Here is a 22,275-nt window from a genome sequence, read left to right on the forward strand (position 1 = left end):
CCGGGCCCGGGACGGGACGGGTCCGAGCACACACCCGGTCCATGGGGAGGCAGACGCATACCTCCGCCACGTTCTGGGTGGATCCTGCGGCGGGGGCGTAGGTGGCGGGGTGGCCACGGCGGTACCACTCGGTGATCCCGCCGGCGACATTCACGGTGGTGTACCCGTGTCCGTCGAGCATCCGCGCAGCCTGGCTGCTGCGCTTACCGGAGCCGCACACCAGGTACAGCGTGGTGTCGGTGGGTCCGCGAGGCGCGAGGGCAGTTGATCCAGCGGGATGTTCAGGCTGCCGGGGATGAGGGCCGTGGGATGCTCTTCCCTGCTCCGCGCATCCACCAGTGCGGCGTCGGACCAGAGGCCGGCGAGGCCGTCGGCTGTAATGGTACGCACTGGTGCGGGCGGGAGCGCCCGCGTCAGGCCTGTGGCGTGGTTGCATCCGCACGGAGTGTGTCCAGGTCCAGGTTCTTCACGCCCTGGATGACTTCCTCCAGCCCCGTGGCGTTCAAGGCCCCCGGCTGGGAGAAGACCAGCGTCTTGTTCTTGAAGGCCATCAGGGTGGGGATGGAGGTGATGCTCGCTGCTGCGGCGAGGGACTGCTCCGTTTCGGTGTCCACCTTGGCGAAGACGATGTCCGGGTGCCTTTCCGCGGCGGCCCCGTAGGTGGGGGCGAACATGCGGCAGGGTCCGCACCATGCTGCCCAGAAGTCGACGAAGACGATGTCGTTCGTCTCCAGGGTCTCAGCGAAGCTTTGTTCCGTGACGTCGATGGTTGCCATGGTTTTTCGTGTCCTTCCGGGTTCTTGGGGCGGGGGCTGTGCGGTTGTGGCTGCTCAGGTGGTTGGGAGGCCTGCGCGGGTCCAGGCGGTCATGCCGCCTGTCATGGTGTCGGCGGTGAAGCCGGCGCCGTTGAGGGCGTCCGCGACGCGGGCGGAGCGGTTCCCGCTGCGGCAGACGGCGATGATCGGGACCGAGGGATCGAGTTCGGACAGTCGCGCCTGCAGCTGGCCCAGGGGGATGTGCAGGGCGCCGGGGATCATGCCTTCGACGATCTCGAAGTCCTCGCGGACGTCGAGGATGCGGGCCGTGGGGCGCCGTTGCTCGGTTTCGGTGATGGTGATGTCAGCCATTGGATTCTCCTTCCGGTGTGGTGGTGTCAGCGGACGGTTTCGCCGGCGTGCCGCCAGGCCGTCATCCCGCCGCGGAGGGAATAGGATTCGTAGCCCTTGGCTGCCAGCAGCTGTGCTGCCGATGCGGAGCGGACCCCGGACTGGCACATCGCGATCACCGGCCGGCCCTGCGGGATTCCGGCGGTGCCTGCCTGGAGTCGGTCCAGGGGGATGTGCCTGGCCTTCGGTGCCCGACCGGAGCGCCATTCCTGGGTGGACCGGACATCGACGAGGGTGGCGCCGGAGTCCAGGAGTTCCTTGGCCTCGGCGACCGAGATCGTCGCGTAGGGCTTGGTGAAGGCTTTCTTCAGGAAATCGATGAGTCCCATGGTGTTCTCCTGTCAAGGGGGTTTCAGGCGGTTGAGGGAACGGTGTCAGGCCGGCCGCTGCGTTTGCGCAGCGGGCATGAGCTGATGAAGAACCAGCAGATGCCAGCGGTACCTGCGGCGAGGGCTGCGATCCCGGCGGCGATGAACCACCGGAGGTCGGCTGGGGCCTGCTGGATGAGGACGAAGGTTCCCATCATGAGGACAAACCAGCCGAAGGCCTTGCGCAGGGCGGCTTCGGGAATGCGGCCGGCCAGCTTGGATCCGGCAAGGGTGCCGACGATGGCAGCGGCGGTCACGCCGAGGGTGATGCCCCAGTCCAGCTGAACCGTGGTGAGGTAGCCCGCGAGCCCCGCGAAGGACTTCATGGCGATGACCACCAGCGAGGTGCCCACGGCGACGGACATCGGCAAGCCGCCCAGGAGCGCCAGGGCCGGGACCACAAGGAATCCTCCGCCCGCGCCGACGAGGCCGGTGACGAGACCGACGACGGCGCCGTCCAGCAGCACTCTTCCAAGGGGGAGCTCGTGCTTGACCGGCGGCGCGTCGCCGTTCTTCTTCCGTCCACGAAGCATGGCCACGGAGGTCGCCACCATCATGATGGCGAAGGCGATCAGCAGGATCTGACCCGGGATCTGGCCGCCGAGCAGGCCGCCCACGAATGCGCCGGCCATGCCGGCCGCACCGAAGATCAACCCGGTCCGCCACATCACCCTGCCTCCGCGGGCGTGGCTGATCACGCTCACGGCAGAGGTGACTCCGACGACGAAGAGCGAGGCGGCTATGGCTTCCTTGGCTTCGAAGCCGGCCACGTAGACCAGGATCGGGACGGTCAGGATCGACCCGCCGCCGCCGAGGACGCCGAGCGACAGTCCGATGAGGACCGACAGGGCCAGGACCAGGATCAGGGTGGCGGTCATTACGCGGCGGCTTCCGAGCTCTTCGTGGTGGCGACGGGCAGGGTCAGGATGGCGCTTTCGCGGGTGGGATCCGTTGCGGCCCTGTTCCACGGCATTGCCGAAAGCGCCTGGCCCATGGCGCAGGTGTTGGTCGCCGCGGAAAACGTCAAGCCCGTCCCGATGGCGCCGGCGAGCATGCGGATCTTGGGCGAGATGAACTTCCCGCCCGCCAGGCCCAGGACAACCAGGGAGCCTGCGGCGAGCCGGACCTGACGCTCCAGATCCCAGCGATCTGCGCCCTTGACGACGTCGCCGCCGGCAGCCGCGAAGCCGGGCGCCCCACCGGTCAGGACGTAGGTGCCGTCCATGCCGGACGTGCCGAGGCGTTGGCGTGCCTGCTCGGCGCGAACTCCGGACTGGCAGACCAGGACCACGCGGGAGCCCAGGCGTGCGGCGAGCTCATCGGTGTGCTCGGACAGCAGCGGCAGGGGCACGTTGTAGGAGCCCTTGATGTGCATGGATTCGTACTCGGCGGCCGATCGGACGTCGATCACGATGAGGTCCTCGTGCTCGGTGATCCAGGTGCGCAGGGTCTCGGGAGCAAGGGCGGTGACGGCCGGAGCCGTGGAAGGGGAAGTCATTGCTGGCCTCTCGGTAGGGGAAAGATGAATACCCCCCCGAGTATTGCAGATACCCCCGGGGGTAGTCAAAATACCCCCAGGGGTATAACTTCGAGTCCCTCGACCCATGGAGAAGCCGTGGAACTCAATCCCTCAGAACTCACGCCCGTCATCAACCGGCTGAAGCAACCCCGGAGCCGGGGCTCGCCGCCATGACCCGCATGCTCGACCGGGCAGCGTCAGCCATCATCGCCACGGGTCTGGGGCAGTGCATCCGTCCAGCAGGACGCGGGCATGGACTCGAAGGACCGGGAGAAGCTGTTCCTGTCGCTCGCCTGACCGGCACCGCATCCGAGAATGCCAGGAAAGGTCAGGGAGTCCACACGCCACACCCCATCTCTCGTCCACGGGCCTGGTCCCCGCGAGATCTTCCGGACCGTCATCACGGACGAGCGGATAGGCCGGCAGTCCTGCACCTGAGCAGGTGCAGGACTGCCGGCCGTCCACCTCTGTGGTGTTGCCGACCGCCACACGCGGTGCTGCGGTCGACTCCTGTCAGCGGCTACTTCGTCCGTTTCCGAACGACGACGGTCCACTTCGTCGTCGGATGTCGTCGGATGTCGTCGGATGCAGTCGGCGAAGAATGCTGCCGTGCGCCCCGGGTGCGGAGGACAGCGGACGCGACCCGATGCGGAGGCCGGTGCGAAGTGCGGGTCTCCCTGGCGGGGTCGGGCTCAGCGCCGAGCCGGAGGAATCTCTCCACTGCCCCGGATGATGAGCGTGGTGGGGACGATGCACGTGCGAGGTGCCGCCTCTTCGCCGTCGAGCCGTCCGATGAGCCGTCGTGCTGCGGTATGGCCGATGTCCTCGGGGTTCTGGGCTACGACGGTGACCCCTGGATCGAGGAGGTCGGCGAGCTGGAAGTCGTCGAACCCGACGAGTGCCGTTGTCCGGTGTGCCCCGCGGGCACGCATCCCCCTGATCGCGCCGATCGTGACCAGGTTCTGACTGGTGAAGACTGCCGTGGGTGGCGTGGGGGAGTCGAGCAGCGTGAGCATCGCCTGCGCGGCCGAGCGTTCGTCGTGAAGATCCTCGATGACGGGGATGTCCCCGGTGGGAACACCTGCTCGACCGAGGGCATCGAAGAATCCGAGGCGCCGCTGGGTCGCCGTGTAGATATCACTGCGATCTCCCAGATAGGCGATCCGTCGATGACCGTGCTCGAGAAGATGGTTGGTTGCCGTCATGGCTCCCTCGCGGTTGTCGCTCACGACGCAGTCGCCGGTGATGCCCGCCGGTTCGCGGTCGACGAAGACGATCGGGGTGCCGTGCTGCATCTCTGACGCCAGATACGACTGGTCACGGGAGATCGTGGTGAGGATCAGGCCATCGACGCGCCTCCGCAGGAAGGCGGTCACGGACGCCTGTTCCCGCTCCGCGTCGTCATCGAGGCTGGAGGCGAAGACGGCGATGCCGCGCTCCAGGGCCAGGTCCTCGATCGCGCGGTGCATGGCTCCGGCGAAGGGGTTGTCCACGCTGCTGACGAGCAGGCCCAGTGTCCGGGTGCGTCCGTCTGCGCGTCGCAGATTCCCTGCCTGTTCGTCGGGGTGATAGTTCAGCGATCGTGCAGCATCCATCACTTTGGCGATCGTCGCCGCCGAGACGTTGGGTTCCTGGTTGATGACACGTGACACAGTCTTGATTCCCACGCCGGCCAATGCAGCGACATGGCGCATCGTAGGCCGTGACCGCGGAGGGTGCTGGGCGCCTTGTCCTGACATCGATGTCACGTTTGATGCTCCATCATTTCTGAATGGTTGACTGTGAGCCAGATCATAGTCTATATCTGACGTGACATCGTTGTCAGGGAGCAGCTCCCGCCACCTAAGGAGATTCAAGGATGAATCGAATGACATCACAGCCATCCCACTCGTTCCGTCGGCGTGTGACGACAGCGGGTTCGATCGTGACCCTCTCGCTCCTGGCCCTCACGGCCTGCGGAGGAGGAGACTCGTCCTCCACCTCCGGCGATGCCGCTGCGTCCGGTTCGGCAGAGGGGCCGATCGGCGTCTCGCTCATCGTCAAGACCACGACCAATCCCTTCTTCGTCGCCATGCAGGAAGGCGCAGAGGCTGCAGCCGACGCCGAAGGGGTGGAGCTGACGCTCGCTGCCGGTGAGGAGGACGGTGACGAGGACACCCAGATCCAGGCGATCGAGAACGCCATCTCCAAGGGGGACGCAGGCATCCTCATCACGCCCAACGGTCCCGCTGTCGAGGACGCGCTCCTTCGTGCACGCGATGCGGGTCTGTTCGTCATCGCCCTCGACACCCCGCCGACGAATCCGGACGCCGCAGACATCACGTTCGCCACCGACAACTTCGTCGCGGGCCAGGAGATCGGGAAGTGGGCCGCCGCCAAGCTGGACGGCGAGAAGGCCACGATCGCCCTGATCGATCTCTTCGATGACAAGATCGTCTCCGTCGATTACAACCGCGACCAGGGCTTCCTCGACGGAATGGGCATCGACACCGCGGACGCCGAGAAGAACGGGGACGAGGAGAAGACCGGTTCCTACAGTGGAGGCGAGTACGAGATCGTCGGCAATGAGGCCTCCCAGGGCGCCGAGGACGGCGGCCGCACCGCGGCAGAGACCCTGCTGAGCGCCAACCCCGACATCAACGTCGTCTACACCATCAACGAACCGGCCGCATACGGCGCATACGAGGCCTTCAAGGCCGCGGGCAAGGAAGACGTCATCGTCGTCTCGGTCGATGGTGGCTGTGCGGGCGTGGGGCAGGTCGACGAGGGCATCATCGACGCCACCAGTCAGCAGTACCCCGTCAAGATGGCCGAACTCGGTGTGCAGGCGATCGCCCAGCTGGTCGAAACCGGTGAGGCGCCCGAGCCGACGGACGGCAAGGACTTCTTCGACACCGGCGTGGCCCTGGTCACCAACGAGTCCCAGGACGGCCTCGAGTCCATCGACGCCGCTGCTGCCAGCGACATCTGCTGGGGATAGAACACCTCTCGACACGGTCGGTCCGCGGGTCAGTATCCTCCCGCGGACCGACTGTCAGTCACGACCAACGGAGTTCCTCCATGAACCAGCCAGTAAGAACTGCACCCGCGTCGGGCAGTCACGACCTCGCCAGCGAGTTCCTCGACCGCACCACACCGCTCACACGAGTGCGCAACACCCTGCATCGCTATCCTGCCCTCAGCCCCGCCATCGTGCTGGTCATCGCCATCATCGTGTTCGGCCTGCTCAACGAACGCTTCCTCGCCCCGGCCAACCTGTCACTGATCACCCAGCAGGTCGCGGTGGTCGGCACCCTCGCGGTCGCGCAGACCCTCATCATCCTGACCGCCGGCATCGACCTCTCCGTGGGAGCGGTCATGGTCCTGAGTTCCATGGTGATCGCCCAGACCACCTCGCAGAACGGCGTTCCGGGGTTCGTCGGACTGCTGCTCGGGTTGGTGGTCGGCCTCGCCGCGGGGGCGTTCAACGCCTTCCTCGTCACCAAGTTCCGCCTGCCGCCCTTCATCGTGACCCTCGGCACGCTGAACATCTTCATCGCCCTGACCCTGCTGTACTCGTCCGGCGCCACCGTCCGAGGATCGGAGATGCCCGGCGTGCTGACCGCCACCGGGACGACCTTCAGCATCGCGGGCGTAAACATCACCAACGGCGTCGTCCTCATGCTCATGCTCTACATCGCCGTCGCCCTCATCCTCGGGAAGACCGCGTGGGGCCGGCACGTCTACGCCGTCGGCGACGACAAGGAAGCCGCACGCCTTGCCGGTATCCGTGTCAATCGCGTCCTCGTCAGCGTCTACCTCGCTGCCGGCGCCATCCTCGCCGTCGGCGCCTGGATCCAGATCGGCCGCAGCAATGCGGCATCGCCCAATGCCGGTGCCGACCTCAACCTCGATTCCATCACCGCTGTCGTCATCGGCGGAACCAGCCTCTTCGGCGGGCGGGGCACGGTCTGGGGCACCCTCCTCGGCGCCCTGATCGTCGGAGTGTTCCGCAACGGGCTCTCCCTCGCAGGCCTCGACGTTCTCTGGCAGACCTTTGCCGTGGGCGTCCTCATCATCATCGCTGTCTCCGTGGACCAGTGGATCCGAAAGGTACGCACATGAGCGACGCAGCAAGCGCAACCCTTCCCTCGCCGCCCGATGATCCCGGCCGCCGGCCCATCCTCGAGGCCCGCGATCTCGTGAAGACGTTCGGCAAAGTCGTGGGACTCGATGGAGTGTCCCTCGCGCTGTACCCGGGAGAGGTGCTGGCGATCATCGGGGACAACGGGGCCGGCAAGTCGACCCTGATCAAGTGCCTGACAGGAGCCGAGGTGCCGGACCAGGGCGAACTGCTGCTCGAAGGCCAACGCGTCTCCTTCAAGCGTCCCCAGGACGCGCGTCAGGCCGGCATCGAGACCGTCTACCAGAATCTCGCTGTGTCACCGGCCCTCGATGTCGCCGCCAACCTCTTCCTCGGACGTGAAGAACGCCGCAAGGGCATCCTCGGGTCCGTGTTCCGGGTCGTCGACACCAAAGGCATGCGGGAGAAGGCGCGAGCTGAACTCAACGAGCTCGGAATCAGCACCCTCCAGGACGTCACCGTGCCCGTGGAGAACCTGTCCGGCGGCCAGCGACAGGCCGTCGCGGTCGCCCGAGCCGCAGCCTTCGGATCGAAGGTGGTGGTCCTCGACGAGCCCACAGCAGCGCTGGGCGTGCGTGAATCGAAGCAGGTCCTCGAACTGGTGAAGAACCTTCGTGCCAAGGGCATCCCGGTGATCCTCATCAGCCACAACATGCCCCACGTCTTCGAGGTCGCAGACCGGATCCACATCCAGCGCCTCGGCAAATGCGCCACGACCATCACTCCGCAGAGCCACACCATGACCGAGGCGGTCGCCATCATGACGGGAGCACAGGCAGCATGACCGCTGACGCATCGGGCGCCGTCGTGCTCTACGCGGAGTTCACCGCACAGGACGGCAAGGCCGACGACGTCCAGGCCCTCCTCCTCGACCTCACGGGCAGGGTACGCGCCGAACCGGGGAACATCGTCTTCGACCCCCACCGCCGCACGGAGTCGCCGAACGACTTCTTCGTGTACGAGGTGTATCGGGACGATCAGGCCTTCCAGGCGCACATCACCGCCGACTACGGACGAGAGTTCAACGACGTCCTCACCGAACTCATCGTCGGTGACGGCTCTCGGCTGACGTGGCTCTCGCCTCTGGCATAGGTGGTCGAGGAGGCAGCGAGGTCCGGACCCCGACCGCTGACAACCGGGCCGGCGGTTGGCGCAGCATCACCAAGCGTGCAAACCTAGGCGGATGAGCGCGCTCCAGGACATCCCGACCACCGCCGGCCCGCTTTCGGCCTACGTCGCGCGACCCGACGGACCGGTGCGGGGCGGCCTCGTCCTCATCCACGAGGTGTGGGGGCTCGTCTCCCACACCCGGGATGTCGCGGACCGGTTCGCCCGCGAAGGCTACGTCGTCGTCGCGCCCGATCTCCTCGCCGATCAGGGCATCACCGAGGAGGCCACCGCCGGGATCGGCGAGGCCCTCTTCGGACCGGACGAGGCGGCGCGCAACGAGGCTCAGCCGAAGCTCCGTGCGCTTCTCGCACCGCTCCGGAGTCCCGCATTCGGGGCGCTCACCACGGAGCGCGTCCGGGCCTGCTTCACCTTCCTGCACGACGACGCCGCGGTGGCCGGACGCGTGGGCATCACCGGTTTCTGCTTCGGCGGGACCTACAGCTTCTCGCTCGCCGTCCACGAGCCGCGTCTGCGCGCCTGCGTGCCGTTCTACGGCCATGCCGACTTCTCGCGCGAGGAGCTGTCCCGCATCACGGCACCCGTCCTCGCCTTCTACGGGGAGGAGGACGAGGGCCTGATCGCCGGCCTCCCGGCGCTCGAGACCGCGATGTCCGAGGCGGGCGTCGACTTCACCGCCGTCAGGTATCCGGGGGCGGGCCACGCGTTCTTCAACGACTCCAACCGCTTCGCCTACCGCGCAGGACCGGCCGGGGACGCATGGGCCCGGACCCTGGACTTCCTCGCCCGCTACGTTGCCTGATCCGGGCCGCCCCCGTCGGGGTGAGATGCCACCGCACCTCCGACCCGCATACCTCGGACTGGTGTTCCTCGGCGGCATGGGTGGGACCCTCGCGCGGTTCGGGCTGTCCGAGGTCCTGCCGACTCCGTCGGGTCTCCCGTTCGGCATCTTCCTGATCAACATCTCAGGGGCATTCGCCCTGGGCCTGCTCCTCGAGGTCCTGGCGCGGCGGGGCCCCGATGCCGGCCGGCGTCGGGCGCTGCGGCTCCTGGTCGGCACCGGCTTCCTCGGCGGTTTCACCACCTACAGTGCGCTCGCCGTCGACTCCGCGCTCCTCCTGGACACCGGCCGGGTTGCGGAGGGCCTGGGCTACCTCGCGCTGTCCGTGGTCGTAGGACTCGGGGCGACGGCGCTCGGGATCGGCGCGGGACGACTGGTCCACCGTCGATCGCCGACGCTCTCGGGGGGACCATCATGAGCCTCGCCCTGGCGCTCGCGCTCGGTGCCGCGGGCGGGCTGGGCGCGGTGGCACGCTTCGTGCTCGACGGCGTCATCCGGGGTCCCCTCCGGGGAGTGGTCCCCATCGGCACCATGACGGTCAATATCACCGGATCCTTCCTGCTCGGCCTCGTGACCGCGCTGGGCCTGACCTCGGTCCTCCCGTCCGAGTGGACGCTGATCTGCGGCGTAGGCTTCCTCGGCGCCTACACCACCTTCAGCACGGCGAGCAGCGAGACGGTGCGCCTGCTCCAGGCGGAGCGTGTCGGCGCCGCGGTGCTCTCGGGAGCGGGCACGGCGCTGGCAGCGCTGGCGGCGGCCGGGCTGGGATTGTGGGTGGGGTCCCTTGGGACCGGGCTGGGCGGGAGCTGACGTCGTCTGCCCGGCGGGCGGGGCCGGAACCGCGAGGCCGAAACCGCCGGGCTGGGCCGAAACCGCCGGGCTGGGCCGAAACCGCCGGGCTGAAGCCGCCGGGCCGGAACCGCGGGGCCGGAACCGCCGGGCCGGAACCACTTGGCGGAATCGCCGGGTTGGAACCGCGGGGCCGAAACCGCGGGGCCGAAACCGACGGCCGGGGCTGGAACCACAGGACTGAAACCACCGCGCCGAAACCGCCGGGCCGGAACCGCCGGGCCGAAACCACGGGGCCGAAGCCGCCGGGCCGGAACCGCCGGGCAGGGGCCGGTGCCGCCGGCAGGTAGCACCTGGGAGGGTCGGCACCAGGATGGCGCAATGGCTGCGGCGTTCGCCCACGTCACCCCGCCCCTGTGTCCATCCTGTCGGGAGCAGTCGGCTGGTGGGACGGGCTGCACTCAGGTGCAGCGGAGAGTTCGCTGCGAACTGCACGTCCTGCCTGCCAGTACAGATTCCGTCGGGGGGTGCCGGTCCGTCGTCGATGAGCCGGTGGAGTGAACCACGGGATGCCACCACGGGATTCGACAGTCCACGAGTCCTCATGGATGACGTGGTGGTGACGCGAGCACAGCAACACCCCGTTGTTGATGCTGGTCGCGCCACCCTGCGACCACGGTGTCAGGTGGTGTGCCTCGCACCAGCTGGCCGGAATGAAGCAGTCAGGGAAGGCACACCCCTTGTCCCGGGCAACGAGCGCCCGCCGGAGGTGGGGAGGGAAAAGGCGTTGCGCACGTCCGAGGTCGAGCACCTGCCCGTCGCCGCCCAGGACCAGCGGCACGATGTCCGCATCACAGGCGAGCCTCCTGATGTTCCGTGCACTGATCTGTCCGGAGAAGATGGCGTCGCCGGCCCGCTCGGTCTCGCCCATCAGGTCCTGGTAGTCGATCGTTACCATCACCTGCGGACGATGCCCACCCGTTGCGGGCAGGCCGCCGGTCGACAGGGCGATCCTGCAGGCCGAGACCAGACCGTCGAGGAGTTGCTGCGCCCGGGTCGGACCGCCGTGACCGACCGACGGCTCCTGCGACGTGGGTGCTGTTCCGAATGCTGACGTGGCTGCTGACGTGGGTGCTGATGTGGGTGCTGCACGGTCTGGCACATCCGGTGCCGCGCCGTCGACAGGATGGTCGGCATGCCCCGAGGATCCCCGCGGGTTGGCGGCAGCGTTCATGACGGTTGCGAGCTGTTCGAACTGCTCGTCGGTGGCGCCGATCTCCAGAACGTGCAATCCATGGCGTCGTCCCTTGAGGAAGACGCCCTGACGCGCCCGAAGCACCTTCTCCGTAGGTTCCTGTCCGTCCTGGTCGAGTACTGATTCCCAGCGGCGTGCCAGGATGCGCAGGATGTCCTCGTCGGACTCGACCGCTTGCCGGGTGAGGTGCTGCTCCATCGACGCGAGCTGATCCGGCGTCGCGAAGGACTGCACCCGCTCGATCGCCTGCGCCACGATGGTAGCCGCACGCCCGCTGATGATGAGGGAGCCCACGGCGTCGCCCAGCGCCTCCAGTGGGGGAGGAAGCGGGTTCCCGGTGAGTGACACGCTCGGCAGCACGACCGCAGCCAGATGCAGACGGCGTCGTGCCTCGCTACGGCTGATGCCCAGCGTCTCCCGAAGGAAATCCGCGCAGTCCCTGAAGCCATGACCGGTATCGGTGGACGAAACGGACGAAACGGACGAGCTGGACGACGTGGCCCCAGGATCTTCCGCGACTGATGCCGCTTCTGCGGGAGGGGATGCGCCCGGGCTGCCGCCCTGTTCCGAGGCAAGGCCATGGTGATCGGCCACTCGGGCAGCGAGGATCTGCAGGTGATCGACGACTTTCGACACCTGCCCCACGTCGATGACGAACTGGAGGGCGTCCTGCCGTGACAGGAGATGGTGGTACTGGGCGAGCCCGAGTGCGCAGTCGCTGAGGACGCTACGGGCCTCCTCCAGGGAGGAAGCCGGCCGGGAGAAGTGCTTCATCGGTGTGACGGTCATGACTCGATATTATCGAACACGTATTCTAATAATCGAGGCGGGAGGGCCATTGTGGAGGGGTAGTGCAGCCCCGAATTCCACCCGGCTCCGCATGGTGCGCACAGGGAGATGAGTGGCTGTGCGACGCGGCCCGTCGATCGTCGCCTGCGGATCCCCCCGCCGAGCACGGCGAGCTCCCCCGGTGGAGCACCTGGTCGGGGCTGCGCACCGCGTAGGGCAGTCGCGCCGGTACAACGCCGGATGGATGGTACGCAGTGCCCCTGCCGATGCTGTCTGACCGGAACGACGGGCGGCCGCCCTGCCCACTACGCTGGACGGGTGCCCCAGGAAACCTTCGACCTCCGCGCGATCGCCGTCGGCGCCTACGGCCCGTCGCTGCTGTACGGGGTCGCCACCGGTGCCATCCTGCCGGTCATCGCGCTGACCGCGCGCGACCTCGGCGCGGACGTGGCGACAGCGGCCCTGGTCATCACGCTCTCGGGCATCGGCTCCCTCGTCACCAACGTCCCGGCGACGCTGATCGCCACGCGATTCGGCGAACGGAAGGCGCTCGTGGGAGCAGCGCTCTGGTGCGCGGCGGCCATGTTCCTCGCGCTTGCGGCCCCCACCCTGCCCGTCTTCGCCGCCGCCGTCTTCATGGTGGGGATGGCGGGTGCCGTGTTCGGACTCGCCCGGCAGAGCTACCTCACCGAGGCCGTGCCCGTGCACTTCCGCGCCCGGGCGCTGTCCACGCTCGGGGGCGTCACACGCATCGGGGTCTTCGTCGGTCCGTTCGCGGCGGCCCTCGCCATGAGCGCCGTCGGGCTCGACGGCGCCTACTGGGTGGGTGGGGTGGCGAGCCTCGCCGCGGCGGCCCTGAGCTGGCGTGTGCCCGAGCTCGACGCCCCGGGGCGGGTCGCGATGACGGCCCGGACGCCGATCGAGGCCGCACTCGTCCCGCCGACGGTGCGCTCCCTGATACGCAGTCACGCCCGGATCTTCCTCACCGTCGGGATCGGGGTCCTGCTGATCGCGGCGGTACGCGCCACGCGGCAGGCGGGCCTGCCGCTGTGGGCCGAGAACATCGGTCTGGACGCGTCCGCCACAGCCCTGATCTACGGTCTGTCGGGCGCGATCGACATGCTGATCTTCTATCCGTCCGGCAAGGTCATGGACGTCCGGGGCCGCCGCTGGATCGCGGTCCCGTGCATGCTCATCATGGGTGTGGCGCTCACGCTGCTGCCCCTCACCGGGGATGCCACGGGCCTGCTCCTGGTGGCCCTGCTCATCGGGTTCGGCAACGGCATCGGCTCGGGCATCGTCATGACGCTCGGAGCGGACTTCTCGCCGTCGCCCGGCCGTCCGCAGTTCCTCGGCATCTGGCGCCTGTTCACGGATGTGGGGACCATGGCCGGCCCCGGACTGCTCGCCCTGGTGACCGCACTCGCCACCCTGTCGGCCGGGATCTGGGCGACGGCGGTCCTCGGCTTCCTCGGGGCCGGGGTCCTCTGGTACTGGATCCCGCGGGCGGCGCCCGGGGCGGCCGAGCCGGCACGTTCCCGGCGCTGACGCGCGGGTCCACCGGGCGGTTCCTCCCACCGGGCGACCCGTGGGGTGGGCATGTTCGACCATGCCCACCGGGTGACGCCGTGGAGTGGGATCGACGCGGTGGTCCCGGACGCTACCGGGCGCGCGGCGGGCTGGTCACGCGGGCCTGGGCGGAGAAGAGCCACCCCGCGGCGGCCGCAAGGGCGAAGCCGGCTCCGATGATCCAGGTGAGCCCCCACCAGAAGAACAGCGGGATGTTGGCGGTGCCGGGCTCCGGGGCAGGCCCGATGGCCAGGACGGAGAGATAGAGCACCATGGACAGCGCAAGCCCGCCGATCCCCAGCACCCAGCACACCACCAGCCAGCCGCGTGATGACGCCCAGTGCGCTCCGTAGCCGTGCCAGTTGTTCCAGTGGTCGCCGGTCCGCATGATGATCAGGCCGCCGATGAGCGTCCACGTCCCGACGGCGAGGAGCGCGGCGACGACGTCCGCCGGGCGGTGCCAGAGGTTGATGAACGTGGCCGCGCCGGCGAGGACCGAGTAGGCGCCGCCGGCAGCCGCTGCGAACGGGCGCCAGCGCGGGGTCACGATGATGAAGACGGCGGCCGCCGCCGACGCCGCGAGCGTTGTATGCCCTGAGGGTAATGAATTGAAGGCCAGCGTCGCCACGCCCCGGTCCGGGCGGTCGAACACGATGTTCTTGAGCAGCTGCGTGGTCAGGTTCGCGGCGAGGATGACGCCGACGGCGGTCACCGCGGCCGCGATCCGCCGGCGCACCACGGCGACGAACAGGATGGCGGCGGCAGCGACGACCACCGAGACGAGCGGCAGGGTGTCGAGGAACCGCAGGAAGGGGAGCTGGGTGTCGGGCGCGGCGACGTCGGCCTCGCGCCAGGCGGACTCGTCCGCGAACTGGCCCCTGGTGGTCCTGACGAAGGCCCAGTAGGTCCAGCCGAGCGCCGACGCGCAGAAGACGGCGGCCAGCACGAACAACAGCGGCGATCGTGCTGCCCGCGCCGATCCGGAAGAGGTTCGCTGGGACGTCATCCCGTCCATCGTTCCATACGATCCGCCCGGCCCCGACACCGCCCCGTGACCTCCGCGGGGGCCGACGCGGGGGCCGCCGGCTCCCGTACCCTGAGGGCGTGCACACCTCGGACCCGCCCCCGTCGGACGCCCTCTCCCTGCCGACCCTCGACGAGGTGGCGGCCTCCGCGCGGATCGTCTCGGTGCCCATGCGCGTGAAGTTCCGCGGTGTCCTCGTCCGGGAGGCCCTGCTGGTCCGTGGGCCGGCCGGGTGGGGTGAGTTCTGCCCGTTCCTGGAGTACGACGACGCCGAATCCGCTCCATGGCTCGCGGGTGCCCTCGAAGCGGCGTGGTACGGATTCCCGGACCCGGTGCGGTCCGTCGTCCCGGTGAACGCGACGGTGCCGGCCGTCGGTGCGGCCCACGTCGAGGGGGTGCTGGCCCGGTTCGGGACCGTGAGCGCGGTCAAGGTGAAGGTGGCCGAGCGGGGGCAGTCGCTCGCGGACGACGTCGCGCGGGTCGCCGAGGTGCGCCGCCTCCTCCCCGACGCCGGCATCAAGATCGACGCCAACGGCGGGTGGACGGTGGAGGAGGCGCTCGACGCCCTCGACGCCCTCGGCCGGTTCGGTCTGCAGTACGTGGAGCAGCCGGTGGCGGACATCCCCGGGCTCCGCGCGGTCCGGCTCGAACTGCGCCGCCGGGGGGAGGCGGTCCTCGTCGCGGCGGACGAGAGCGTGCGGCGCCAGGAGGACCCGCTGCGGGTGGCACGGGAGGATGCGGCCGACGTCCTCGTCATCAAGGCTCCGCCGCTCGGCGGCGTGCGGAGGGCCCTCGACATCATCGGCCGCGCCGGGCTGCCGGCCGTCGTCAGCTCCGCCCTCGACACCTCCGTGGGCATCCGCGCCGGCGTGGCCCTGGCCGCCGCGCTCCCCTCACTGCCGTACGCGTGCGGCCTCGCGACGGTCTCGCTCATGGACGGTGACGTCGTCGAGGACTCCCTCGTCCCCGAGCACGGGTACCTCCCGGTGCGGGACGTCGAGGTCTCCCAGGAGCGGCTGGAACGCTACGCGGCCGGCGACGAGCGGCGGAGCTGGTGGCTGGACCGCCTGGCGCGGTGCTACGGGGTGCTCGCGGCGGCGGAGCCCCGCTGATGCGTGTTCCGGTCCCGTTCACCGGGGGTTCACCGACGGGCACCGCGGATGTTCAGGTGCCCTCGACAGGGTGAGGACGAACACTGTTCATCCTGTCGAGAGGTACCTCCATGACTGACACCGCGCGCCGCCTGCTGCCCATGCTCGGCCACACCAAGGGAAAACGCAGCGCCGTCACCTGCGCCCTGAAGTGTGACAATGCCTGTGCCGACGCCGTCTGCAACACGTCGGGCAACAACTACTTCCGTGACATCGTCTCGCGTGAGTTCTCACGCCGCAGCGCCCTCGGCACGGGAGCGGCGGGTGCCCTGACGCTCCTTGTCGGTTCCCAGGCCGGGGCCGGATCCGCCGTCGCGGCGCCCGGTGGACCCCGGGCGTCGAACGCACTGGCCTTCAACGCCATCGCACCCGTGGACGCGCTGGTGGACGACATGACCGTGCCGCAGGGCTACGGCTGGAAGCCCGTCATCCGGTGGGGCGATCCGATCTTCCGCACGTCGCCTGCCTTCGACGCGAACAAGCAGACCGCCGCCGCGCAGGCGCTGCAGTTCGGCTACAACTGCGACTACACCGACGTCCTCGAGATCGAGGGCAGCAAGGGCCGCCGTGCGGTGCTGTTCGCCAACCACGAGTACACGAACGAGAACATCATGGTGCCCCCGACGACGCCCGCGGCGGAGGTCCGGGGCATCGGCAAGGCGGCCCATGGGCTGTCCGTGGTCGAACTCGAGCGCAAGAACCGGAACAAGCCGTGGTCCTACGTCCAGGGCGCCCCGCTCAACCGCCGCTACCTGACCACCACCGCCTACGAGGTGACCGGCCCTGCCGCCGGGTCGGACCTGCTGAAGACCAAGGACGATCCGGCCGGCCGCAGCATCCTCGGCACGCTCGGCAACTGCGCCGGGGGAACCACCCCGTGGGGCACCATCCTCTCCGGCGAGGAGAACTTCAACGGCTACTTCGTGGCCGCAGGCACCAGCGACGGCGACCGCCGCTACGGCATCACCAGCAAGCCGACGGCACGCGGCTGGGAGATCGACGAGCCCCGCTTCGACACCCGCAACGCAGGCTACGAGAACGAGAAGCACCGCTTCGGGTACATCGTGGAAGTCGATCCGTTCGACCCCACGTCGACGCCGCGGAAGCACTCCGCGCTGGGACGCTTCAAGCACGAGGGCGCGAATGTGACCGTCGCCGCGGACGGCCGCGTGGTGGCCTACATGGGCGACGACGAGCGCTTCGACTACCTGTACAAGTTCGTGTCCACGAAGAAGGTCCAGCCGGGCAGCAGCCCCGCGGCGCGCAAGGCCAACATGACCCTGCTGAGCGAGGGTTCGCTGTACGTGGCCCGCTTCCAGGGCAACTCCGTCGCCGAGATCAACGGCACGGGCACGCTCCCGTCCGACGGCGCGTTCGACGGCGTGGGCGAGTGGCTGCCGCTGCTCATCGACAACACGTCCGTGGTCGCGGGCATGAGCGCGGCCGAGGTCTCCGTCTTCACACGGATCGCCGCGGACAAGATGGGCGCCACCAAGATGGACCGGTGCGAGGACGTCGAGCCGAACCCGCGCACCGGGAAGGTCTACGTGGCGTGCACCAACAACACGAACCGCGGCGTCGGCACCAACGCCGTCGCCGACGAGGCCAACCCCCGCACCGCGAACCGCGACGGGCACGTCGTCGAACTCACGGAGGCCGGCGGCAACGCGACCGGGACGCGCTTCACCTGGAACCTGCTGCTCGTCTGCGGCGATCCGGCCCGCAACCCCTCCACCTACTTCGCCGGCTATCCGACGGACAAGGTCTCCCCGATCTCCTGCCCCGACAACGTGGCCTTCGACTCTGCGGGCAACCTGTGGATCTCGACGGACGGCCAGCCGAGCACGGTGGGCTTCGCCGACGGCCTGTTCAAGGTGGGGCTCGAGGGCGCCGAGCGCGGCCGCGTGCAGCAGTTCCTCGCCGTGCCCCGCGACGCCGAGACGTGCGGCCCGATCATCCACGACCAGGACGGCAGCGTCTTCGTGGCGGTGCAGCACCCGGGTGAGGACGGCGACTGGGCCGCCCAGTCGTCGCTGTTCCCCGACTACGTCCCCCTGGGCGGCAACCCGCGCAAGGGCGACGCCGCGCTGCCGCGCCCGTCGGTCGTCCAGGTCTACAGGGCGTCCGAGGGTCGCCGCGACGAGGACCACAACGGACGCGGTCGTAAGCGGCAGGGCAAGCCGCGCCGCTAGCCGTTCCGCACGAGTGCCGGGACGGCGGACAGCCCGCTGATGCCATGAGGACGCGCCCCCACCCCCCGGGTGGGGGCGCGTCCTCGTCGGGGTGGAAGGATGGAACGGTGACAGACCCAGCGACCGGACCCGCAGCGACACCACTCGACTCATCGGCGTCGGCCGCACGTGCCGTCCGCGCCCTCGTGGCCGGCGGGGTGAGGGACGTCGTCGTCGCCCCCGGCTCGCGCAGTGCCCCCCTCGCCTACGCGCTCGCGGAGGCCGAGGCGGCAGGCCTCGTCCGGCTCCACGTGCGCATCGACGAGCGGTCCGGCGCCTTCACCGCCCTGGGGCTCGCGCTCGGCGCGCAGCGTCCGGCGGCGGTGGTGACGACGTCGGGCACGGCCGTGGGCGAACTCCTGCCTGCGGTCATGGAGGCGAACCACGCCGCGGTGCCCCTGGTGGTGATCTCCGCCGACCGGCCGGGCGAACTGCGCGGCACCGGGGCCAACCAGACCACGGTGCAGCCGGGACTGTTCGGCGTGCATGTGCGCGCGGGCGCGGACATCGCTGCGGGGGAGGACCCCACGGGCGCGATCGGGGACGCACTGCGCGCCGCCCTGGGGCATCCGGCGGACGGGCGGGCCGCACGGCCGTCCGGTCCCGTGCACCTCAATCTCGCCTTCCGCGATCCGCTGGTGCCCGGCGGGACCAGGGACGAGCCCGCCCCCGACGCCCGCCCCCTCATCGCCGCCCAGGCCCTCCGGGAGGAGACACCTGCCGCCCGTGCGGTGGACCCGACGGGGCCCACCGGCCGGACCGTCGTCGTCGCCGGTCACGGAGCGGGGGAACTCGCCGCGGTGTTCGCCGCGCACCTCGGCCTCCCGCTGCTCGCGGAGCCGTCCTCCAACGCACGGTTCGGCAGCAGCGCCATCGCCCCGTACCGGCTGCTCCTCGAGCACCTCGGCCCCGCCGTCACGCGCGTGGTGACCTTCGGGCGCCCCACGCTGTCCCGCCCGGTCACCGCACTGCTGGCACGGCCCGACGTCGAACACGCGCTGTACCTGCCCGTGCCGGTCGCCTGGTTCGAGGAGGGGCGGCGCCCCGAGCGCATCATCGGCACCCTGCCGGAGCTGCTCGCGTTCGCCGGGCGCGGCGAGGAGGGGTGGCTGCGGTCCTGGCGGGAGGCGGGCGCAGCGGCGGAGGCCGCGATCCAGTCGCTGCTGGCGGACGAGCAGCGCATCACCGGCCTGCACGTGGCCGACGCCGTCTGGGACCACACGGACGGGAACCTGGTGCTCGGCTCGTCCAACCCCATCCGGGACGTGGACCTCGTCGCCGCGACGGACTGGCATCCGCTGGAGGTCTTCGCGAACCGCGGGCTCGCCGGGATCGACGGCACCATCTCGACGGCGACCGGCGTGGCCCTCGCGGCGGGCATCCCCACGCGCGCGCTCCTGGGCGACCTCACGTTCCTGCACGATGTCGGCGGCCTGCTGCTTGGCAGCGGCGAACCGCAGCCCGATCTGCAGCTCGTGGTCCTCAACGACGGCGGCGGCGGGATCTTCGGCCTGCTCGAGCACGGGGCGGAGAGCACCACGGCGCGCTACGGCCCCGCCGTGGAGCGGCTGTTCGGCACGCCGCACACCGTGGACCTCGCCGCGCTCGCCGCCGCCTACGGGCTGCGCCACGAGCGGGCGGCGACGCTGGAGGAGCTGGATACGGCGATGGAGCGGCCCATCAGGGGCCGCTCCATCCTCGAGGTCCGGGCGGAGCGCTCGATGCTCCGGGACCTCCATGCGCGCGTCCGCCGGGCGGTGGCGTCCGCGGTGCGTCCTGCCTAGAGCACCTTCGAGAGGAAGAGCTTCGTCCGCTCGTTCTGCGGGTTCCCGAGCACGTCCTCGGGCTTGCCCTGCTCCACGACGACGCCGCCGTCCATGAAGACCACGCGGTCGCCGACCTCGCGGGCGAAGCCCATCTCGTGCGTGACCACCATCATGGTCATGCCCTCCTGGGCCAGCTGCTTCATGACCTCGAGGACGTCCCCGACGAGTTCGGGGTCCAGGGCGCTGGTGGGCTCGTCGAACAGCATCATGTCCGGGTCCATCGACAGGGCGCGGGCGATGGCCACGCGCTGCTGCTGGCCGCCGGAGAGCTGCGCGGGGAAGGCGTCGGCCTTCTCCGCGAGGCCCACCTTGGCGAGGTTGCGGTGGGCCACCTCGATCGCCTCGGCCTTGCCGCGCTTCTTGGCACGCTGCTGCGCGAGCGTCAGGTTCTTCAGGACGCTCAGGTGCGGGAAGAGGTTGAACTGCTGGAAGACCATGCCGATGCGCGTGCGCACGTCGTCGAGGTCCGTCTCGCTGTCCGTGATGTCGACGCCCTCCACCATGACCGTGCCGCTGGTGGGCTCCTCGAGCCGATTGACGCAGCGGAGCAGGGTGGACTTGCCGGAGCCGGAGGGCCCGATGACGCACACCACCTCGCCGTGGTCCACGTGGAAGTCGATGCCCTTGAGCACCTCGTTGGTGCCGAAGTTCTTGCACAGTGCGCGGACCTCGATCGCGGGGACCGCCGTGGAATGCGCAGGAGCCGATGCTGGGTGTGACACCGGAATCACCGGCCTCTCTTGTTGTGTCGTTCGAGCTTCGCGACGAGCTGGGTCAGCGGCAGCGTGATGACCAGGTACAGCAGGGCCGCGACCACGAGCGGCGTCGCGTTGGCCTGGCTGGTGAGGGCGTCCCGCGAGAACGTGGTCAGCTCACGGTCGCCGATGGCCATGCCGGCGATGAAGAGGAGCGACGTGTCCTTGATGAGGATGACCAGCTCGTTCGTCAACGGAGGAGTGATGATGCGGAAGGCCTGGGGGAGGATGACCGTGAGCATGGTCCACGGCCCGTTCATGCCGAGGGAACGCGCCGCCTCGACCTGCCCCTGGGGCACGGCCTCGATGCCGGCCCGGATGGTCTCCGCGATGTAGGCGGACGAGACGATGATGAGGGCGATCAGGCCCGCACCGGCATTCCCGCCGGGGGCTCGCCACTGGAAGGCGATGGGGATGGCGTAGGCGAACCCGAAGATGACCAGCAGCGCCGGGAGGCCGCGGAACAGTTCGATGTAGCCCGTCGCGAACCAGCGGTACGGCAGCACCGGGGAGAGTTTCATGAGCGCCAGCAGGAGGCCGAGCAGCAGTCCTCCGACGAAGGCGATGGCCGTGTAGACGACCGTGTTCTTCGCCGCGATCGTGACGATCTCGGGGAAGACAGCCAGGGCTACGTCGAGGTCGAAGAAGTACGCCCGGATCGTCGCCCAGTCGGCGGCGAGGAGCACGAAGACGACGACGGCGGCGAAGACCGCGTAGAGGACGCCTTGGGTGAGGCGTCTGCGGGTTGAACGTTTCACGCGGGGATCTACCTTCCTTCGGGAGGTGGCACCCGTGCGGCCCCGGAGTCGTCGGACATCCGGGGCCGCACGGGCAGGGTGGGGCTACTCCGCGAAGTAGGTGTCGTAGATTTCCTGGTACGTGCCGTTCTCACGCAGCGTACCCAGCTGTTCGTTGACAGCGGCGACGAGTTCCTCACTGCCGGTCTTGGCCATGATGAAGCCGTACTGCTCGTCGGTCGGCAGTTCCTCGGCGATCGTGAACGCGCCGTCCTCGGTGTGGCCGATGTTCACCGGGAGATCCTGCAGCAGGGCGTCGACGTTTCCGGCCTGGATGGCGGCGTACATCTCGGCGTCCGAGGGGAACTGGACCAGTTCCGCCTCGGGTGCGTTCTCCGCGGCGTAGGTGGCACCGGTGGTGCCCTGCTGGACGCCCACCTGCTTGCCGGCAAGATCGTCGATCGAGGCGATGTCCGAGTCGGTCGGCACGAGGATGGACTGCAGGGAGTCGTAGTACGGGTCCGAGAACGTGAGGTTCGCCTTGCGCTCCTCGGTAATCGTGACGGCGCTGGCGCCGATGTCGCACTGGCGGGCTCCGAGGACGGCGCCGCTCTGGAGGCCGTCGAAGCCGACGTCCTGCACGGAGAGCTCGAGGTCCATGCCCGCGGCGATCTCCTTCATGAGATCCATGTCGAAGCCGGTGTACTCGCCGTTCTCCTCGTACTCGAAGGGCGGGTAGGGGATGTCCGAGCAGACGGTGAGCGAGCCCTCGGAGACGAGGTTCAGGCCGGTCGCCTCGCCGGACCCGGCGTCGTCGGAGCCTCCGCCACAGGCGCTCAGCGCGAGTGCGCCGGCGGCCATGGCGGCCAGCAGTGCTGATTTCTTGGAAAGCATGGGTACCTCACTTGGGCGGACGGGGTGGAACGGGGAACGGTCCTGCTGATTCTAGCGTCAGGGAGAGGTGCATCACAGGCGACAGGGGTTGCCCGACGGTCACCGGGGTT

23 protein-coding genes are annotated in these 22,275 nt (G+C 69.3%); 11 read left to right on the forward strand and 12 right to left on the reverse strand.

Annotation, left to right across the window (positions count from 1 at the left end; translation table 11 throughout):
* The 7 genes from RY94_RS18595 to RY94_RS00035 form a co-directional block, all read right to left on the reverse strand.
* Nucleotides 1-436 (reverse strand): rhodanese-like domain-containing protein (locus RY94_RS18595; RefSeq protein ID WP_331374228.1); only part of this gene is annotated, 436 nt, incomplete at its 3' end.
* A complete protein-coding gene (gene trxA, locus RY94_RS00010) occupies nucleotides 414-776 on the reverse strand; it encodes a thioredoxin (protein ID WP_043440331.1) in 363 nt (120 codons plus the stop codon). The genes RY94_RS18595 and trxA, both read right to left, overlap by 23 nt.
* A gap of 54 nt (nucleotides 777-830) precedes the next feature.
* Nucleotides 831-1,127, reverse strand: coding sequence for a rhodanese-like domain-containing protein (locus RY94_RS00015; RefSeq protein ID WP_043440334.1), 297 nt, complete (start codon nucleotides 1,125-1,127; stop codon nucleotides 831-833).
* Between the two features lie 26 nt (nucleotides 1,128-1,153).
* Nucleotides 1,154-1,495, reverse strand: coding sequence for a rhodanese-like domain-containing protein (locus tag RY94_RS00020; RefSeq protein WP_043440335.1), 342 nt, complete (start codon nucleotides 1,493-1,495; stop codon nucleotides 1,154-1,156).
* Between the two features lie 23 nt (nucleotides 1,496-1,518).
* Nucleotides 1,519-2,412, reverse strand: a complete 894-nt coding sequence (locus tag RY94_RS00025; protein ID WP_043440337.1) for a sulfite exporter TauE/SafE family protein — start codon at nucleotides 2,410-2,412, stop codon at nucleotides 1,519-1,521.
* Nucleotides 2,412-3,032 (reverse strand): rhodanese-like domain-containing protein, encoded by a 621-nt coding sequence (locus RY94_RS00030; RefSeq protein WP_043440340.1) that lies wholly within the window; start codon nucleotides 3,030-3,032, stop codon nucleotides 2,412-2,414. The genes RY94_RS00025 and RY94_RS00030 overlap by 1 nt, the downstream gene beginning before the upstream one ends.
* A 713-nt stretch (nucleotides 3,033-3,745) precedes the next feature.
* Nucleotides 3,746-4,792, reverse strand: coding sequence for a LacI family DNA-binding transcriptional regulator (locus tag RY94_RS00035; protein ID WP_331374237.1), 1,047 nt, complete (start codon nucleotides 4,790-4,792; stop codon nucleotides 3,746-3,748).
* Between the two features lie 128 nt (nucleotides 4,793-4,920).
* Here RY94_RS00035 and RY94_RS00040 point away from each other — a divergent pair, with 128 nt between their 5' ends.
* The 7 genes from RY94_RS00040 to crcB all read left to right on the forward strand — a co-directional run bounded on the left by RY94_RS00040 (nucleotide 4,921) and on the right by crcB (nucleotide 9,955).
* Nucleotides 4,921-6,033: a substrate-binding domain-containing protein gene (locus RY94_RS00040; protein WP_043440344.1), complete on the forward strand. Its 1,113-nt coding sequence runs from the start codon at nucleotides 4,921-4,923 to the stop codon at nucleotides 6,031-6,033.
* A gap of 80 nt (nucleotides 6,034-6,113) precedes the next feature.
* Entirely contained in the window at nucleotides 6,114-7,157 is a 1,044-nt protein-coding gene (locus RY94_RS00045) for an ABC transporter permease (RefSeq protein ID WP_043440346.1), read from the forward strand.
* Nucleotides 7,154-7,960, forward strand: coding sequence for an ATP-binding cassette domain-containing protein (locus tag RY94_RS00050; protein ID WP_043440349.1), 807 nt, complete (start codon nucleotides 7,154-7,156; stop codon nucleotides 7,958-7,960). Before RY94_RS00045 ends, RY94_RS00050 begins: the two co-directional genes overlap by 4 nt.
* Entirely contained in the window at nucleotides 7,957-8,268 is a 312-nt protein-coding gene (locus tag RY94_RS00055; RefSeq protein WP_043440352.1) for a putative quinol monooxygenase, read from the forward strand. The genes RY94_RS00050 and RY94_RS00055 overlap by 4 nt, the downstream gene beginning before the upstream one ends.
* A 91-nt stretch (nucleotides 8,269-8,359) precedes the next feature.
* The gene (locus RY94_RS00060; protein ID WP_043440355.1) at nucleotides 8,360-9,106 is read left to right on the forward strand and encodes a dienelactone hydrolase family protein; all 747 of its coding nucleotides are present in this window, start codon (nucleotides 8,360-8,362) and stop codon (nucleotides 9,104-9,106) included.
* Between the two features lie 25 nt (nucleotides 9,107-9,131).
* Nucleotides 9,132-9,563, forward strand: coding sequence for a fluoride efflux transporter FluC (locus RY94_RS00065; RefSeq protein WP_052273753.1), 432 nt, complete (start codon nucleotides 9,132-9,134; stop codon nucleotides 9,561-9,563).
* On the forward strand, nucleotides 9,560-9,955 hold the full coding sequence (crcB, locus tag RY94_RS00070) for a fluoride efflux transporter CrcB (protein ID WP_043440357.1): 396 nt from the start codon (nucleotides 9,560-9,562) through the stop codon (nucleotides 9,953-9,955). The genes RY94_RS00065 and crcB overlap by 4 nt, the downstream gene beginning before the upstream one ends.
* A gap of 382 nt (nucleotides 9,956-10,337) precedes the next feature.
* Here the strand turns inward: crcB and RY94_RS00075 are convergent, their stop codons facing one another.
* A complete protein-coding gene (locus RY94_RS00075) occupies nucleotides 10,338-11,978 on the reverse strand; it encodes an HNH endonuclease signature motif containing protein (protein WP_052273754.1) in 1,641 nt (546 codons plus the stop codon).
* A 318-nt stretch (nucleotides 11,979-12,296) separates the two neighbouring features.
* On the opposite strand from RY94_RS00075, the gene RY94_RS00080 reads away from it, so the two are divergent.
* Nucleotides 12,297-13,526, forward strand: a complete 1,230-nt coding sequence (locus RY94_RS00080) for an MFS transporter (protein ID WP_043440359.1) — start codon at nucleotides 12,297-12,299, stop codon at nucleotides 13,524-13,526.
* A 112-nt stretch (nucleotides 13,527-13,638) separates the two neighbouring features.
* Here the strand turns inward: RY94_RS00080 and RY94_RS00085 are convergent, their stop codons facing one another.
* Entirely contained in the window at nucleotides 13,639-14,553 is a 915-nt protein-coding gene (locus RY94_RS00085) for a phosphatase PAP2 family protein (protein ID WP_043441159.1), read from the reverse strand.
* A 98-nt stretch (nucleotides 14,554-14,651) separates the two neighbouring features.
* Here RY94_RS00085 and RY94_RS00090 point away from each other — a divergent pair, with 98 nt between their 5' ends.
* The 3 genes from RY94_RS00090 (at nucleotide 14,652) to menD (ending at nucleotide 19,737) form a co-directional block, all read left to right on the forward strand.
* Nucleotides 14,652-15,683, forward strand: coding sequence for an o-succinylbenzoate synthase (locus RY94_RS00090; RefSeq protein WP_082045943.1), 1,032 nt, complete (start codon nucleotides 14,652-14,654; stop codon nucleotides 15,681-15,683).
* A gap of 110 nt (nucleotides 15,684-15,793) precedes the next feature.
* Nucleotides 15,794-17,914 (forward strand): PhoX family protein, encoded by a 2,121-nt coding sequence (locus RY94_RS00095; protein WP_082045944.1) that lies wholly within the window; start codon nucleotides 15,794-15,796, stop codon nucleotides 17,912-17,914.
* A 44-nt stretch (nucleotides 17,915-17,958) separates the two neighbouring features.
* On the forward strand, nucleotides 17,959-19,737 hold the full coding sequence (gene menD, locus RY94_RS00100; protein WP_082045945.1) for a 2-succinyl-5-enolpyruvyl-6-hydroxy-3-cyclohexene-1-carboxylic-acid synthase: 1,779 nt from the start codon (nucleotides 17,959-17,961) through the stop codon (nucleotides 19,735-19,737).
* Here menD and RY94_RS00105 read toward each other — a convergent pair.
* The 3 genes from RY94_RS00105 to RY94_RS00115 form a co-directional block, all read right to left on the reverse strand.
* Nucleotides 19,734-20,501, reverse strand: coding sequence for an amino acid ABC transporter ATP-binding protein (locus RY94_RS00105; protein WP_052273847.1), 768 nt, complete (start codon nucleotides 20,499-20,501; stop codon nucleotides 19,734-19,736). The two genes, menD and RY94_RS00105, sit on opposite strands and share 4 nt — an antisense overlap.
* Before the next feature lie 5 nt (nucleotides 20,502-20,506).
* The gene (locus tag RY94_RS00110) at nucleotides 20,507-21,292 is read right to left on the reverse strand and encodes an amino acid ABC transporter permease (protein ID WP_043440363.1); all 786 of its coding nucleotides are present in this window, start codon (nucleotides 21,290-21,292) and stop codon (nucleotides 20,507-20,509) included.
* Nucleotides 21,293-21,376: 84 nt separating this feature from the next.
* Nucleotides 21,377-22,165 (reverse strand): transporter substrate-binding domain-containing protein, encoded by a 789-nt coding sequence (locus RY94_RS00115; RefSeq protein ID WP_043440365.1) that lies wholly within the window; start codon nucleotides 22,163-22,165, stop codon nucleotides 21,377-21,379.
* Between the last annotated feature and the right edge of the window lie 110 nt (nucleotides 22,166-22,275).

The organism is Arthrobacter sp. L77 (assembly GCF_000816565.1).
Classification (GTDB): domain Bacteria; phylum Actinomycetota; class Actinomycetes; order Actinomycetales; family Micrococcaceae; genus Arthrobacter_D; species Arthrobacter_D antioxidans.